General features: G+C 59.8%; 13 protein-coding genes. 8 read left to right on the forward strand and 5 right to left on the reverse strand.

The features are described 5' to 3' along the window. Positions 1–40: 40 nt before the first annotated feature. Positions 41–1060 (reverse strand): metallophosphoesterase family protein, encoded by a 1020-nt coding sequence (locus tag ACXPVS_RS07730; RefSeq protein WP_458509403.1) that lies wholly within the window; start codon positions 1058–1060, stop codon positions 41–43. A 463-nt stretch (positions 1061–1523) separates the two neighbouring features. On the opposite strand from ACXPVS_RS07730, the gene ccoG reads away from it, so the two are divergent. The 8 genes from ccoG (at position 1524) to ACXPVS_RS07770 (ending at position 9889) form a co-directional block, all read left to right on the forward strand. After that, positions 1524–2936, forward strand: coding sequence for a cytochrome c oxidase accessory protein CcoG (gene ccoG, locus ACXPVS_RS07735; protein WP_458509404.1), 1413 nt, complete (start codon positions 1524–1526; stop codon positions 2934–2936). Between the two features lie 11 nt (positions 2937–2947). Then, positions 2948–3487, forward strand: coding sequence for a FixH family protein (locus tag ACXPVS_RS07740; RefSeq protein WP_458509405.1), 540 nt, complete (start codon positions 2948–2950; stop codon positions 3485–3487). Between the two features lie 71 nt (positions 3488–3558). Next, complete coding sequence (locus ACXPVS_RS07745) at positions 3559–6009, forward strand: heavy metal translocating P-type ATPase (protein WP_458509406.1); 2451 nt, start codon at positions 3559–3561, stop codon at positions 6007–6009. Positions 6010–6031: 22 nt separating this feature from the next. Further along, a complete protein-coding gene (ccoS, locus tag ACXPVS_RS07750; RefSeq protein ID WP_123360015.1) occupies positions 6032–6250 on the forward strand; it encodes a cbb3-type cytochrome oxidase assembly protein CcoS in 219 nt (72 codons plus the stop codon). Then, entirely contained in the window at positions 6243–6926 is a 684-nt protein-coding gene (locus ACXPVS_RS07755; RefSeq protein ID WP_458509407.1) for a sulfite exporter TauE/SafE family protein, read from the forward strand. Before ccoS ends, ACXPVS_RS07755 begins: the two co-directional genes overlap by 8 nt. Before the next feature lie 88 nt (positions 6927–7014). Next, complete coding sequence (gene hemN / locus ACXPVS_RS07760; protein WP_458509539.1) at positions 7015–8397, forward strand: oxygen-independent coproporphyrinogen III oxidase; 1383 nt, start codon at positions 7015–7017, stop codon at positions 8395–8397. Positions 8398–8526: 129 nt separating this feature from the next. Beyond that, on the forward strand, positions 8527–9261 hold the full coding sequence (gene fnr, locus ACXPVS_RS07765; RefSeq protein ID WP_046047868.1) for a fumarate/nitrate reduction transcriptional regulator Fnr: 735 nt from the start codon (positions 8527–8529) through the stop codon (positions 9259–9261). Between the two features lie 79 nt (positions 9262–9340). Further along, entirely contained in the window at positions 9341–9889 is a 549-nt protein-coding gene (locus ACXPVS_RS07770; RefSeq protein ID WP_458509408.1) for an adenine phosphoribosyltransferase, read from the forward strand. 61 nt (positions 9890–9950) lie between these two features. On the opposite strand, the gene recR is transcribed toward ACXPVS_RS07770, so the two are convergent. The 4 genes from recR to dnaX all read right to left on the reverse strand — a co-directional run bounded on the left by recR (position 9951) and on the right by dnaX (position 14311). Then, entirely contained in the window at positions 9951–10553 is a 603-nt protein-coding gene (recR, locus tag ACXPVS_RS07775) for a recombination mediator RecR (RefSeq protein WP_064676559.1), read from the reverse strand. A gap of 65 nt (positions 10554–10618) precedes the next feature. Next, positions 10619–11653: an NADP-dependent oxidoreductase gene (locus tag ACXPVS_RS07780; RefSeq protein WP_458509409.1), complete on the reverse strand. Its 1035-nt coding sequence runs from the start codon at positions 11651–11653 to the stop codon at positions 10619–10621. A gap of 165 nt (positions 11654–11818) precedes the next feature. Continuing rightward, complete coding sequence (locus ACXPVS_RS07785; RefSeq protein ID WP_458509410.1) at positions 11819–12157, reverse strand: YbaB/EbfC family nucleoid-associated protein; 339 nt, start codon at positions 12155–12157, stop codon at positions 11819–11821. Between the two features lie 66 nt (positions 12158–12223). Further along, on the reverse strand, positions 12224–14311 hold the full coding sequence (gene dnaX / locus ACXPVS_RS07790; protein ID WP_458509411.1) for a DNA polymerase III subunit gamma/tau: 2088 nt from the start codon (positions 14309–14311) through the stop codon (positions 12224–12226). Between the last annotated feature and the right edge of the window lie 124 nt (positions 14312–14435).

Below are 14435 nucleotides of genomic sequence, written 5' to 3' on the forward strand. Positions count from 1 at the left end.
AGAATTGGCGGGGCTGTTTTGGTTTCAGGATCTGTGCGACTTAGCGCTGAACCGCAATGGTCGACTCAAGCTTGCGACTCGGCCAGTTATTGCCCGTCACGCGGTAGACCATCAACTTGTCCCTTTCCCTGGAGAAGCTCGTAATCAGATACGTCTGTTGCGAAGCCGCCCCGCTCAGGAACAATGGCACGTCACCAAACTCGCTGAAAGCGCTTTTGTATTGGCCATTAAACCGGTGGTAGTGCCCGGCAAACACCGCAGTCACTTTGTAATCTTTGATCATCTTACTGAAGCGACTCAATTGCTGGGCACTGCCATCCCACTTGGGCTTATGCATATTCAGAATAATGATCTGGCCTTTTTCACGAGCAACCTTCAAATCCTTTTCCAACCAGTCAAGTGCGTCCGTCAGGTAATAGCCCTTCGGCACAAGCCAGTTATAAGCAGTGAAGCTGACCGAATAAGTAGGTTCATTATTTAGCTGCACCATATGAACATCTCCAAAGTTCTTGGAATACGCCAGACTGCCAGACACACGTTTCTTTATTGTGCCTTCCTCCACCTGTTGAACATCAATGCTCTCCGCCCGGCCATTTTTACCGGTATAGCGTGCCAGAAAGTCCTCAATACTCCCGGCGGCACAATTATTAAAAAGACAATCATCGACATTATTTTCATAGTCGTGATTACCCAGACCATAGTCATACAGACCGAGCAGTTTACTGTCCAAAATCGGCTTGACCACCGAGCGCTGCCAGCCATGACCAAAGGCAGTGATATCGCCGTTAATCATCACCGGCACCCACTCGGCGCCGCCGAAGTTCTGCCTGAAATTGGCAATATCATTATATTGGGTTTCGATCAGCCACTTAGAACGCGAATCCCGATACGAGTCGCTCTGGGCTTCACCTGCATCGGTTTTCTCAGTCCACGGATATTGCGGATCGGAGGTAAACACCATATGCATCGGAGATACAGTTGTGGGTGCCGAGTGCGCAAAAGGCGTCATGACAGCAAAGGCCAGACACGCCAGTAAACTGCCAGAATTTGATAAGCTCATAGAATTCCATTTCCATCCAACATTAATAATAGAGCAACAGGAAACTTGCCTGAGCAGGAACATATAACAGACCTCGAACACACACAAACATCCAACACTCGACAATTAATTAACTATATTTCCAAACAATAATTAACGCACCCACAGAGCCACCCACAAGCGCCTTTATATAAGCAGCCCAGCAATAACCATACGACGACAAAAACAACAAACTCATAACATTCATTGAATAGCGTGTGTGAAAGGCAGGACGCGGAAAACCGTCCAGACTGAACAAGTCAATTGATCTGCATCACGATTTGTTACATTTGCTACACCATCCACGATTTTTCCCCAACGCGACCAAAGGTCGCACCCTCGAACTAGAGCGACAGGCGTATCATTGCGCCACTGCAACACCTCTTTTTGACCGCGGTCGGCATGTACTGACCGCGGCATTTTTCCACTGCCGTGGGATGCAATGATGAGCAACCAGATTCCGGTACACGACGTCACCCCTGCCAAGAACGCGAACAACAGCGTCGACCTCTACGCCTCTCGAGAAAAAATCTACACCCGCGCCTTCACCGGTCTGTTCCGCAACCTGCGGATGATGGGCGGTGCCGGGCTGTTTCTGCTGTATTTCGGTACGGTCTGGCTGAGCTGGGGTGGCCATCAGGCCGTCTGGTGGAACCTGCCGGAACGCAAATTCTTCATCTTTGGCGCAACCTTCTGGCCTCAGGACTTCATCCTGCTCTCGGGGATCCTGATCGTCAGCGCCTTCGGCCTGTTCTTCATTACCGTGTACGCCGGGCGGGTCTGGTGCGGTTATACCTGCCCACAGAGTGTCTGGACCTGGATTTTCATGTGGTGTGAGAAGGTCACCGAAGGCGACCGCAACCAGCGCATCAAGCTAGACAAAGCGCCCATGAGCGCCAACAAATTCCTGCGCAAACTCAGCAAACACTCGATGTGGCTGTTGATCGGCTTCGTGACCGGCATGACCTTCGTGGGTTACTTCTCGCCGATCCGCGAGCTGACCATCAACTTCTTCACCGGCGAAGCCGACGGCTGGTCGTATTTCTGGGTCGGCTTCTTCACCCTCGCCACCTACGGCAACGCCGGCTGGTTGCGCGAGCAGGTATGCATTTACATGTGCCCGTACGCGCGCTTCCAGAGCGTGATGTTCGATAAAGACACCCTGATCGTTTCCTACGACCCGCGTCGTGGTGAAGGCCGCGGCCCGCGCAAGAAAGGCGCAGACTACAAGGCCATGGGCCTGGGCGACTGCATCGACTGCACCATGTGCGTCCAGGTCTGCCCGACCGGTATCGACATCCGCGACGGCCTGCAAGTCGAATGCATCGGCTGCGCGGCCTGCATCGATGCCTGCGACAGCATCATGGACAAGATGGATTATCCACGCGGTCTGATCAGCTACACCACCGAGCACAACCTGTCCGGGCAAAAAACCAATAAACTGCGCCCGCGCCTGATCGGCTATGCCACGGTGTTGCTGGCGATGATCGCTTTGCTGATGACCGCATTCTTCATGCGTTCGCTGGTCGGCTTCGACGTCAGCAAGGACCGCGTGCTGTACCGCGAGAACGCCGAAGGCCGGATCGAGAACGTCTACAGCCTGAAGATTATGAACAAGGATCAGCGCGACCACACCTACCTGCTCGACGCCGCAGGCCTGCCGGACCTCAAGCTGCAAGGCAAGCGCGAGATCAAGGTCGCCGCCGGGGAGATTTTCAGCCAGCCGGTCGAACTGTCCAGTGCACCGGAGAAGCTGCCATCGAGCACCAACGAGGTGAAATTCATCCTCAAGGATGCCGATGACGACAGCGTCCACATTGAAGCCAAGAGCCGGTTCATCGGCCCACAAGTTCGTTGAGAGAAGTGATCATGCCCACAGCAACTGCCGCAAGTCCCTGGTACAAGCACCTTTGGCCGTGGATCATCATCGCCATTCTGGCGTGTTCCGTGACCCTGACTTTGTCCATGGTGACGATCGCGGTGAACAACCCCGACAACCTGGTCAACGACAACTATTACGAGGCCGGCAAAGGCATCAACCGCTCCCTCGACCGTGAGCGGCTGGCGCAGACCCTGTTGCTTCGGGCCAGCGTTCATCTGGACGACGTGACCGGTGAAGTCGACCTGCGCCTGAGCGGCAACAGCCAACCGAAAACCCTGGAGCTGAACCTGATCTCGCCGACCCAGCCAGAGAAAGATCGCAACATCACCCTGGCCCGCAGCGAAACCGAACAGGGCCGCTACATTGGGCAGTTGAGTGACAAGGTCGACGGTCGACGCTTTGTAGAACTGCTGGGGGTACAGGACGACAGGACCTGGCGCATGTTCGAAGAAGAACAAGTCAGCCATGACAAGGATCTGCTGCTGGGTGATGAACCGCTGCAAGGCGCGGAAGACCTGAAGAAGTAAAAAAGCCTGCGCTTCGCGCATCGCGAGCTTGCTCGCGATCAGGCCTTGCCGGACACAATAGACTCCACCTCATGACCACTCCACTCCCCTGCTACCACTGCGCCCTTCCCGTCCCGGCCGGCAGCCGCTTCACCACTGCCGTCCTCGGGGAAACCCGCGAATTCTGCTGCCCGGGTTGCCAAGCCGTGGCCGAAGCCATCGTGGCCGGCGGACTGGAAACCTATTACCAGCACCGCAGCGAGTCATCGGCCAACCCCGATGCCTTGCCGGTGCAGTTGGTGGACGAACTGGCGCTGTACGACCGCGCCGACGTGCAAGCCCCCTTCGTCCGCCACGAAGGCGAACTCGCCGAAACCACTCTGTTAATGGAAGGCATCAGTTGCGCCGCCTGCGGCTGGTTGATCGAGAAACACCTGCGTGGCTTGCCGGCAGTGGCCGAAGCGCGCCTGAACCTGTCCAATCATCGCCTGCATGTGCGCTGGGCCGATGCGCAACTGCCGCTGAGCCAGGTACTCAGCGAACTGCGCCACATCGGTTACGCGGCGCACCCCTATCAGGCCGACCGCGCCAGTGAGCAGCTGGCCAGCGAAAACCGTCTGGCCCTGCGCCAACTCGGCGTGGCCGGGCTGTTGTGGTTCCAGGCAATGATGGCGACCATGGCCACCTGGCCGGAATTCAACATCGACCTCAGCCCCGAACTGCACACTATCCTGCGTTGGGTTGCGCTGTTCCTCACCACCCCGATCGTGTTCTACAGCTGCGCGCCATTCTTCAAAGGCGCCATGCGCGACTTGCGCACCCGCCACCTGACCATGGACGTTTCGGTGTCGCTGGCCATTGGCAGCGCCTACATCGCCGGGATCTGGACGTCGATCACCGGTGTCGGCGAACTGTATTTCGATGCGGTCGGCATGTTCGCGCTGTTCCTGCTGGCCGGGCGTTATCTGGAACGTCGCGCCCGCGAACGCACCGCCGCCGCCACCGCACAACTGGTCAATCTGTTACCGGCTTCGTGTCTGCGCTTGAGTGCTGACGGCCAGAGCGAGCGGATCCTGCTCAGCGAACTGCGCGTCGGCGATCAGGTGCTGGTGCACCCTGGCGCGATCCTCCCGGCTGACGGCAAGATCCTCGACGGCCAGTCGAGCATCGACGAATCCCTACTCACCGGCGAATACCTGCCACAGCCGCGCACGCCGGGCGATGCCGTCACCGCCGGCACCCTGAACGTCGAAGGCGCATTGACCGTGGAAGTCCTGGCGCTGGGTCAGGACACCCGATTGTCCGCCATCGTCCGCCTGCTGGACCGCGCTCAGACCGAAAAGCCGCGACTGGCGGTAATTGCCGACCGCGCCGCGCAATGGTTCCTGTTGCTGTCGCTGATTGCCGCTGTCGTCATCGGCCTGATCTGGTGGGAACTGGATTCGTCGCGCGCCTTCTGGATTGTGTTGGCGATGCTCGTTGCGACGTGCCCCTGCGCCCTGTCCCTGGCCACGCCGACCGCCCTCACCGCCGCCACTGGCACACTGCACAAACTCGGCTTGCTACTGACTCGCGGCCATGTGCTGGAAGGTCTGAACCAGATCGACACGGTGATTTTCGACAAGACCGGCACGTTGACGGAAGGTCGCCTGGCCCTGCGATCGATTCGCCCGCTCGGCGAACTCAACAGCGATCAATGCCTGAGCCTGGCCGCCGCCCTGGAAAACCGCTCTGAACATCCAATCGCCCGCGCGTTTGGCCGCGCGCCGCTCGCGGCTGAAGAAGTCCACAGCACGCCGGGACTTGGCCTCGAAGGGTTGGTCGGTGAGCAACGCCTGCGCATCGGCCAACCGGGTTTTGTCTGTGAACTCAGTGGCGCTACCGTGCCATCAATGCCGGATGAAGCCGGCCAATGGCTGCTGCTCGGTAACAGCCAGGGACCGCTGGCATGGTTTGTTCTCGACGACCGTCTGCGTGCCGATGCACCTGCCCTGCTCGCGGCCTGCAAGGCTCGCGGCTGGCGCACGCTGCTGCTGTCCGGCGACAGCTCGCCGATGGTCGCCAGTGTCGCTGCGGAACTGGGCATCGATGAAGCCCGTGGCGGCTTGCGTCCGGACGATAAATTGCAGGTCTTGCAACAGCTGCACAAGGAAGGCCGCAAGGTGTTGATGCTCGGTGACGGGGTCAACGACGTGCCAGTGCTGGCCGCCGCCGACATCAGCGTAGCCATGGGTTCGGCCACCGATCTGGCGAAAACCAGTGCCGACGCCGTACTGCTGTCGAACCGCCTCGATGCATTGGTCCAAGCCTTTAGCCTGGCTCGACGCACCCGCCGGGTAATCATCGAGAACCTGCTGTGGGCCGGGCTGTACAATGGCCTCATGTTGCCGTTCGCCGCCCTCGGCTGGATCACTCCGGTATGGGCCGCGGTCGGCATGTCCATCAGTTCATTGACCGTGGTGCTGAACGCCCTGCGCCTGACTCGCATGCCAAACACGCCTGCGGTCAGCGCCACGCCAGAAACCCGTCCGCTGCCGGCCTGAGCCGCGCGGGCATGGAGTCCAGATGCCAGCTCTCTACGTGATGATCCCGGCTGCGCTGCTGATCGTCGCCATCGCCATTTACATCTTCTTCTGGGCAGTCGACAGCGGTCAGTACGACGACCTCGACGGCCCGGCCCACAGCATCCTGTTTGACGACCAGGATCCGAACCACAAGGCCGCAGTGGACGAAGCCAGCGGTCATCCAGCCAAACCGGACGACAAGGCGCCACCTCATGTTTGAGTTGGCGCCACTGCTGGTGTCAGCGCTGATTCTCGGTCTGCTCGGTGGCGGGCATTGCCTGGGCATGTGCGGCGGCTTGATGGGCGCGCTAACCCTGGCCATTCCCAAGGAGCAACGCAGCCGGCGTTTTCGACTGCTTCTGGCCTATAACCTGGGTCGAATTCTCAGTTATGCAACGGCCGGCCTACTGGTCGGCCTGGCCGGTTGGGCGGTGGCCAACAGCCCGGCGGCGATGTTCATGCGCGTCATCGCTGGATTGCTGTTGGTCGCCATGGGCCTGTACCTCGCCGGTTGGTGGAGCGGCCTGACCCGCATCGAAAGCCTCGGTCGCGGCCTGTGGCGGCACATCCAGCCCGTCGCCAACAAACTGCTGCCGGTGTCGAGCGTCCCCCGCGCGCTACTGCTGGGCGCGCTCTGGGGCTGGCTGCCGTGCGGGTTGGTTTACAGCACGTTGCTGTGGTCGGCGAGTCAGGGTAATGCCCTGGACAGTGCGCTTTTGATGCTCGCGTTCGGGCTCGGCACCTGGCCGGTGCTACTTGCCACGGGGTTGGCAGCTGAACGGGTCACGGCGTTGTTGCGCAAACGTAGCGTGCGGATGACGGGTGGATTATGGGTGATCCTGTTCGGTATCTGGACCTTGCCGGGGCCGCATCAGCATTGGCTCATGGGCCATTAATCGACCGTTGATGCAAATCAAGATACCCCAACGCGCCGCCCCCTAGACTCGCCGGCACTGCCAGCCTATCCGGGGGACCGCCCGCATGATGCTCGACGCCATTCGTTGGGATACCGATCTGATCTGCCGTTACGACCTGACCGGACCGCGTTACACCTCCTACCCGACCGCCGGGCAATTCGACGGTCAGGTCGGCACGTTCGACCTGTTCCACGCCCTGCGTGACAGCCGTAAAGCCCTGCGCCCGTTATCGCTGTATGTGCACGTGCCGTTCTGCGCGAACATTTGCTACTACTGCACCTGCAATAAAGTCATCACCAAGGACCGCAGCCGGGCCCAGCCCTATTTGCAACGCCTTGAGCAGGAGATCCAACTGATCGCCTGCCACCTCGACCCTGCGCAAAAGGTCGAACAACTGCACTTCGGCGGCGGCACCCCGACCTTTCTCAGTCACGTTGAACTGCGCCAATTGATGGCCCAGTTGCGCAAAAGCTTCAACTTGCTGGACGATGATTCCGGCGACTACAGCATCGAAATCGACCCTCGCGAAGCCGACTGGTCGACCATGGGCCTGCTCCGTGAACTGGGTTTCAATCGGGTCAGTATCGGCCTGCAAGACCTCGATCCGGCGGTGCAACGAGCGGTCAATCGCCTGCAAAGCCTGGAAGAAACCCGCGCGGTGATCGACGCTGCCCGCACGCTGCAGTTTCGCTCGATCAACATTGACCTGATCTATGGCTTACCGAGACAGACCCCCGATAACTTCGCCCGCACCATTGACGACGTCATTGCGCTTCAGCCGGATCAGCTGTCGGTGTTCAACTACGCACACCTGCCGGAACACTTCATGCCACAGCGGCGAATCAACAGCAACGAGCTACCGACGCCGGCGCAGAAACTGGAAATGCTCCAGTGCACCATCGAGCAGCTGACCCAGGCCGGTTACCGCTATATCGGCATGGACCACTTCGCGCTGCCCGACGATGAACTGGCGATTGCTCAGGAAGAGTCGACCCTGCAACGTAACTTCCAGGGCTACACCACCCACGGTCATTGCGACCTGATTGGCTTGGGCGTGTCAGCCATCAGCCAGATCGGCGACCTGTATTGTCAGAACAGCAGCGACCTCAATCAGTACCAGAACACGCTGGCCAGCGCGCAGCTGGCCACCAGCCGCGGTCTGCTGTGCAACGCCGATGACCGCCTGCGACGAGCGGTCATCCAGCAACTGATCTGCACTTTCAGCCTGGAGTTCGCCCAGATCGAACACGCCTTCAACATCGACTTTCAGGGTTACTTCAGTGAACTCTGGCCACAGTTGCAGGGAATGGCCGACGACGGTCTGATCGAACTGAATAACGAGCGGATCACTGTATTGCCCGCCGGACGATTGCTGGTGCGTTCGGTGTGCAGCGTGTTCGATGCGTACCTGGAACAGCACAATCGCCAGCGGTTTTCGCGGGTGATCTAGCCATCGCCTCACTGGCCGGTCTGCGGAACGCTGACTTTACGACCCTGCGACAAAATCGCCGCGTGCCTGAATGTCCTCCAGTGGGTTACCCTTACGGCTTATGTGTGTTTTCCCACAAGGATTGAAGAAATGTCCGAGCCAGTAAAGCTGCGCGCTCATAGCCAAGCCCACTGCAAGGATTGCAGCCTGGCCCCTCTCTGCTTGCCACTTTCTTTGAACCTGGAAGACATGGATGCGCTGGACGAAATCGTTAAACGTGGCCGCCCGCTGAAAAAGGGCGAATTCCTGTTCCGCCAGGGCGACACCTTCGATTCCGTTTATGCAGTACGCTCTGGCGCCCTGAAGACCTTCAGCCTGAGCGATGGCGGCGAAGAACAACTCACCGGTTTTCACCTGCCGAGCGAACTGGTCGGCCTGTCAGGCATGGACACCGAAAAACACCCGGTCTCGGCGCAAGCCATGGAAACCACATCGGTGTGTGAAATCCCTTTCGAACGCCTCGACGAACTGGCGCTGCAACTGCCGCAACTGCGCCGCCAGTTGATGCGAGTGATGAGTCGCGAGATTCGCGACGATCAGCAAATGATGTTGCTGCTGTCGAAAAAAACCGCCGACGAGCGCATCGCCACGTTCCTGGTCAACCTGTCGGCCCGTTTCCGCGCCCGGGGCTTTTCGGCCAACCAGTTTCGCCTGAGCATGTCGCGCAACGAAATCGGCAACTACCTGGGCCTGGCGGTGGAAACCGTGTCCCGGGTGTTCACGCGTTTCCAGCAAAATGAACTGATTGCGGCTGAAGGCAAGGAAATCCATATCCTCGACCCGATCCAGCTCTGCGCCCTGGCCGGCGGCTCGCTAGACGGCTGATTTCGGCGATGGCGGCTGAGCGAAACGGTTCAGCCGCCGTTATACTGCGTCGTTTGCAGCTTGCCAGGATACCTCGACGATGGTTTTCGACTCCTTCGACATCAAATCCCTCATCCGCCCCGTGATCGACTTTCCCAAGCCGGGCGTGATTTTTCGCGACATTACCCCGTTGTTTCAGTCGCCCACGGCCTTGCGCCTGGTGATGGACAGCTTCGCCCACCGTTATGTCGAGGCTGACTTCACCCACATCGGTGCGATGGACGCGCGTGGTTTTCTGATCGGTTCGGTCTTGGCCTATCAGCTGAACAAACCGCTGGTGCTGTTCCGCAAGCAAGGCAAGCTGCCGGCCGACGTGCTGGCCGAGGGTTATGCGACCGAATACGGCGAAGCTTTCCTCGAAGTCCACGCCGACAGTTTGTGCGAGGGTGATTCGGTGGTGATGTTCGATGACCTGATCGCCACGGGCGGAACGCTGATTGCCGCGGCGAACCTGATTCGACGCATGGGTGCGCGGGTTCACGAAGCGGCGGCGATCATTGATTTGCCAGCGTTGGGCGGGTCGCAGCGTCTGGAAGAGATGGGGATTCCAACCTTTTGCCTGACACAATTTGCGTTGAGCGATAAGTAAGGCGGCACCTGCACCGACGTCATCGCGAGCAGGCGCGCTGGCGATGACGTCAGTCCAAACACTACAAGGTAATCGGCTTACGCCCGGCAAACGAATGCGCCAGCGTCCCGCCATCCACCAATTCCAGCTCGCCACCCAATGGCACGCCATGGGCGATGCGCGAGGCAATCAGGCCTTTGTTGCTGAGCAACTGGGCAATGTAATGCGCTGTCGCCTCACCTTCCACGGTCGGGTTGGTCGCCAGAATGACTTCAGTGAACGTGCCCGCCTCTTCGATCCGCGCCAGCAGTTGCGGAATACCGATGGCTTCCGGCCCTAGCCCGTCGAGTGGCGACAGATGGCCCTTGAGCACGAAGTAACGACCACGGAAACCGGTCTGCTCCACTGCGTAGACGTCCATCGGCCCTTCCACCACGCAGAGCAAGGTGTCGTCGCGACGGGTATCGGCGCATTGCGGGCAGAGGTCGTCTTCGGTCAGCGTGCGGCACAACCGGCAGTGACCCACCCCTTCCATGGCCTGGCTCAGTGCCAAGGCCAATCGCGAGCCGCCGCTGCGATCACGCTCGAGCAGTTGTAATGCCATGCGCTGGGCAGTTTTCTGACCCACACCTGGCAAAATTCGCAGGGCGTCGATCAATTGGCGAATCAAAGGGCTGAAGCTCATGGGGAAAAGTCCGACAAAACAACGAGACGCGGTTTATACCCGCGCCTCTGTTTAGCGTCAATTACTCAGTCCTGGGCGACCCGCACAACCAGTTTGCCGAAGTTGCGTCCTTCCAGCAGACCGATGAACGCTTCGGGTGCCTGCTCCAGGCCATCGACCACGTCTTCGCGGAACTTCACCTTGCCGTCGCGCACCCACGGCGCCATGGCGCTGACGAATTCCGGCTGACGATCACCGTAGTCGTCGAACACGATGAAGCCCTGGATTCGCACACGCTTGGTCAGCAGCGTGCGCTGCAATTGCGGCAGTCGATCCGGACCGGTCGGTGCTTCGTGAGCGTTGTAGGACGCGATCAGACCGCAGAGTGGAATTCGCGCCTTGGGCTTGAGCAACGGCAGCACGGCATCGAACACCTTACCGCCGACGTTTTCGTAATAGATGTCGATGCCCTCGGAGCACGCCTTGGCCAATTCATCGGCGAAGTTCGGGCCCTTGTGATCGATGCAGGCATCAAAACCCAACTCCTCGACCACGTAACGACACTTGTCCGCGCCACCGGCCACGCCGACTACGCGCAAGCCCTTGATCTTCGCTACCTGACCGACCACCGAACCCACGGCGCCGGATGCAGCCGCAACCACCAGGGTTTCGCCGGCCTTGGGCTGGCCGATGTCCATCAGGCCCATATAGGCAGTCATGCCGGGCATGCCCAACACGCCCAACGCCATTGACGGGCTCGGCAGCCCGGACGGCACCGGAATGATGTTGCGACCGTCGCTGATGCTGTGGCTCTGCCAACCGGTAGAGCCGACCACCAGATCACCTTCGTGGAATTTCGGATTCAGCGAACGCTCGACCCGGCTGACAGCGCCACCGGTCATCACCTCGCCGATTTCAACCGGTGCTGCGTAGGACGGCGCGTCGCTCATGCGTCCGCGCATGTAGGGATCGAGTGACAGGTAAAGGGTCTTGAGCAGCACCTCACCGTCGGCCAGGTCCGGTAGCGCAACACGCTCCAGGCGGAAATTTTCCGGCGTCGGTGCGCCTGCCGGGCGGGACGCCAGGACGATACGTTGATTGAGGATCAATGCTTGTGGCATGTGAGCTTCTCCTTTTGATCGATGAATTCGGCGGTATAAGGAGCAGACCTTTATGCGGGTGTCGCGTTCGATGTTTCTACCTTGCCCGATCGGGGTGCCGGAAACAAAAATGCCAGACGCGATGCCTGGCATTTTTTTGTAGGCCATCCGAAGCGCTTTAGCGAATCAGAATGGCAGTTTCATACCCGGTGGCAGTTGCATGCCAGCGGTCATTCCGGACATTTTGTCCTGGCTGTTGGCTTCAATCTTGCGCACGGCATCGTTGACGGCGGAGGCGAACACAGCCTCCAGCATCTCTTTGTCGTCTTCGCTCAAGCCTTCGACCAGGCTTGGATCGATGGTCACACGCTTGACGTCGTGACGACCGGTCATCACCACGGTGACCATATCGCCACCGGCTTTACCGGTGACTTCGGCGTTGGCCAGTTCTTCCTGCATCTTGGCCATTTTTTCCTGCATCTGCTGTGCCTGCTTCATCAGGCCGGCCATGCCACCTTTCATCATGGGAATCACCTCAAAAGTACTTGGATAAATACAGCGCCCGGCCCTTCGGCCGAACACCTTCAGTTATTAGCCCTGAGTGACCAGGGTCTCGACAGGTTCAATAGTATCGTTACGGACCACCGCACCGAACTGCTGCATCATTTGCTGGATGAACGGATCACCGTGAATCGACTCTTCGGCCTCGCGCTGACGGCTCGCACGGCGGCGGGACGCAGCCTGGGCCGGGGTTTCCTGCTCGGGCTTGATCAGCTCCATGCTCAGGGTCAGCGTACGCCCGTGAAACTGGTTCAACGCATCGTTCAAGCGACGCTGTTGAGTCGCGTTGAACAACGCGCTGTGGGCCGGGTCCAGGTGCATCAGCCAGTTGTCACCGTCGACGGCAATCAGCGTGCAGTTGGCGGCGATGCTGCCGGTCATGCCGGAGATCGGCAGTTTCGGGAACAACTCCAGCCATTGCGCCGCCAGACCGGTGGCCGGCATGGCGGCCGGTTCAGGCTCGGCTTCCGGCGCTGGCTCAGCGGTGTGTTCGCTGGCCAGTTCATCAAGGTAACTGTAGGCCGACTCGATGTCGGGCTCGATGTAGTCCTCGTCCAGCGGCGGCTCATCGTCCAACTCCATGCCTGGCGTCGCAGCATCGACGTCAGCGACCGACGGCTCTGGAATCGGCGCAGCGGCCCACTCTGGCGCATCCGGCACCACGCTGTCGGGGGTCGGCAACGGCATCGGCGCCAATTCGGGTTGTTCGCTGGCAATTTCCAGCACCGGCTCGACGGCGGGGTCCTGAACGACGTCGGGTTCTATCGGGTCGTTCCAGGGCAGGTCGACGACGGCTTCGACCGCTACCGCCTCAACAACAGGCTCGGACACGACGAGGGGCGCAATCGGCTCGGGCTCGGGCGGTTGCACGGGAACAACCACCGCTGCAGGCGCTACTGCTGCCACTGCCGGTGCAACTGCCGTAGCGACTACCGGCGCCACAACGGGCGCGGCAGCCACTGAGTTTGCGGAATCAACTGTGGCCTGGCTGATCCCCACTGGCTTTAGCGGTTGCCTCGGGGCATCCGCAGTGTCTGCCGGTCGGAACGCGAGCATTCGCAGCAGGACCATTTCGAATCCACCGCGAGGGTCCGGCGCCAGCGGCAAGTCGCGGCGACCGATCAGGCCCATCTGGTAATAGAACTGCACGTCTTCGGCCGGCAAGGCCTGGGCCAGTGCCAGCACCCGATCACGATCGCCATGACCGTTGTCCACGCCTTCAGGCAGGGCCTGGGCGATGGCGACACGGTGCAGCACGTTGAGAATTTCCGAGAGCACGCCGTTCCAGTCCGGGCCTTGTTCGGCCAGATGACGGACGGCTTCGAGCAAGGCCTTGGCGTCGCCTTCGATCAACGCATGCAAAACGTCGTAGACCTGACCGTGATCGAGTGTGCCGAGCATCGCCCGTACGTCGGCAGCCATGACTTTGCCTTCACCGAAGGCGATGGCCTGGTCGGTCAGGCTCATGGCATCGCGCATCGAACCGTCGGCAGCACGGCCCAGCAGCCACAGCGCGTCGTCTTCGAACGGCACGTTTTCGACACCCAGCACGTGGGTCAGATGCTCGACCACACGCTCCGGCGTCATGTTCTTCAGAGAGAACTGCAGGCATCGCGAAAGAATGGTTGCAGGAAGTTTCTGCGGATCGGTCGTCGCCAGGATGAACTTGACGTAGGGCGGCGGCTCTTCAAGGGTTTTCAACAGCGCATTAAAGGAATGACTGGAGAGCATGTGCACTTCGTCGATCAGGTAGACCTTGAAGCGCCCGCGGCTCGGCGCGTATTGCACATTGTCGAGCAGTTCGCGGGTGTCCTCGACCTTGGTCCGGCTCGCGGCGTCGATCTCGATCAGGTCGACAAAGCGACCTTCGTCGATCTCGCGGCACACCGAGCACTCGCCGCAAGGCGTTGAGGTGATACCTGTTTCACAGTTCAGGCATTTGGCGATGATCCGTGCGATGGTGGTCTTGCCGACCCCGCGGGTACCGGTAAACAGATACGCGTGGTGCAGCCGCTGGCTGTCCAAGGCATTGATCAGAGCCTTGAGCACATGGGTCTGGCCGACCATTTCGCGGAACGAGCGCGGACGCCATTTACGTGCAAGAACCTGATAACTCATCGAAAACCGTCGCAACTAAGGAACAGAAGCGACCAATGCTAGCGGAGCAAGGCCAAAATTGCATCCGGTGCGCTCGTCTAAATCTGGCCAAGATGCTCTTTGGGGGAGCTTTTATCGGCTCAGG

This window comes from Pseudomonas sp. Ma2-10 (assembly GCF_054330215.1).

What these genes read in the sequence shown, in the direction of transcription:
- recR (WP_064676559.1), bottom strand. Translation starts at nt 10,553, where the DNA reads ATGAGCTTCAGCCCTTTGATTCGCCAATTGATCGACGCCCTGCGAATT.
- hemN (WP_458509539.1), top strand. Translation starts at nt 7,015, where the DNA reads ATGCTCGACGCCATTCGTTGGGATACCGATCTGATCTGCCGTTACGAC.
- ccoG (WP_458509404.1), top strand. Translation starts at nt 1,524, where the DNA reads ATGAGCAACCAGATTCCGGTACACGACGTCACCCCTGCCAAGAACGCG.
- ACXPVS_RS07780 (WP_458509409.1), bottom strand. Translation starts at nt 11,653, where the DNA reads ATGCCACAAGCATTGATCCTCAATCAACGTATCGTCCTGGCGTCCCGC.
- ACXPVS_RS07770 (WP_458509408.1), top strand. Translation starts at nt 9,341, where the DNA reads ATGGTTTTCGACTCCTTCGACATCAAATCCCTCATCCGCCCCGTGATC.
- ACXPVS_RS07745 (WP_458509406.1), top strand. Translation starts at nt 3,559, where the DNA reads ATGACCACTCCACTCCCCTGCTACCACTGCGCCCTTCCCGTCCCGGCC.
- ACXPVS_RS07740 (WP_458509405.1), top strand. Translation starts at nt 2,948, where the DNA reads ATGCCCACAGCAACTGCCGCAAGTCCCTGGTACAAGCACCTTTGGCCG.
- ACXPVS_RS07755 (WP_458509407.1), top strand. Translation starts at nt 6,243, where the DNA reads ATGTTTGAGTTGGCGCCACTGCTGGTGTCAGCGCTGATTCTCGGTCTG.
- ACXPVS_RS07785 (WP_458509410.1), bottom strand. Translation starts at nt 12,157, where the DNA reads ATGATGAAAGGTGGCATGGCCGGCCTGATGAAGCAGGCACAGCAGATG.
- dnaX (WP_458509411.1), bottom strand. Translation starts at nt 14,311, where the DNA reads ATGAGTTATCAGGTTCTTGCACGTAAATGGCGTCCGCGCTCGTTCCGC.
- fnr (WP_046047868.1), top strand. Translation starts at nt 8,527, where the DNA reads ATGTCCGAGCCAGTAAAGCTGCGCGCTCATAGCCAAGCCCACTGCAAG.
- ccoS (WP_123360015.1), top strand. Translation starts at nt 6,032, where the DNA reads ATGCCAGCTCTCTACGTGATGATCCCGGCTGCGCTGCTGATCGTCGCC.
- ACXPVS_RS07730 (WP_458509403.1), bottom strand. Translation starts at nt 1,060, where the DNA reads ATGAGCTTATCAAATTCTGGCAGTTTACTGGCGTGTCTGGCCTTTGCT.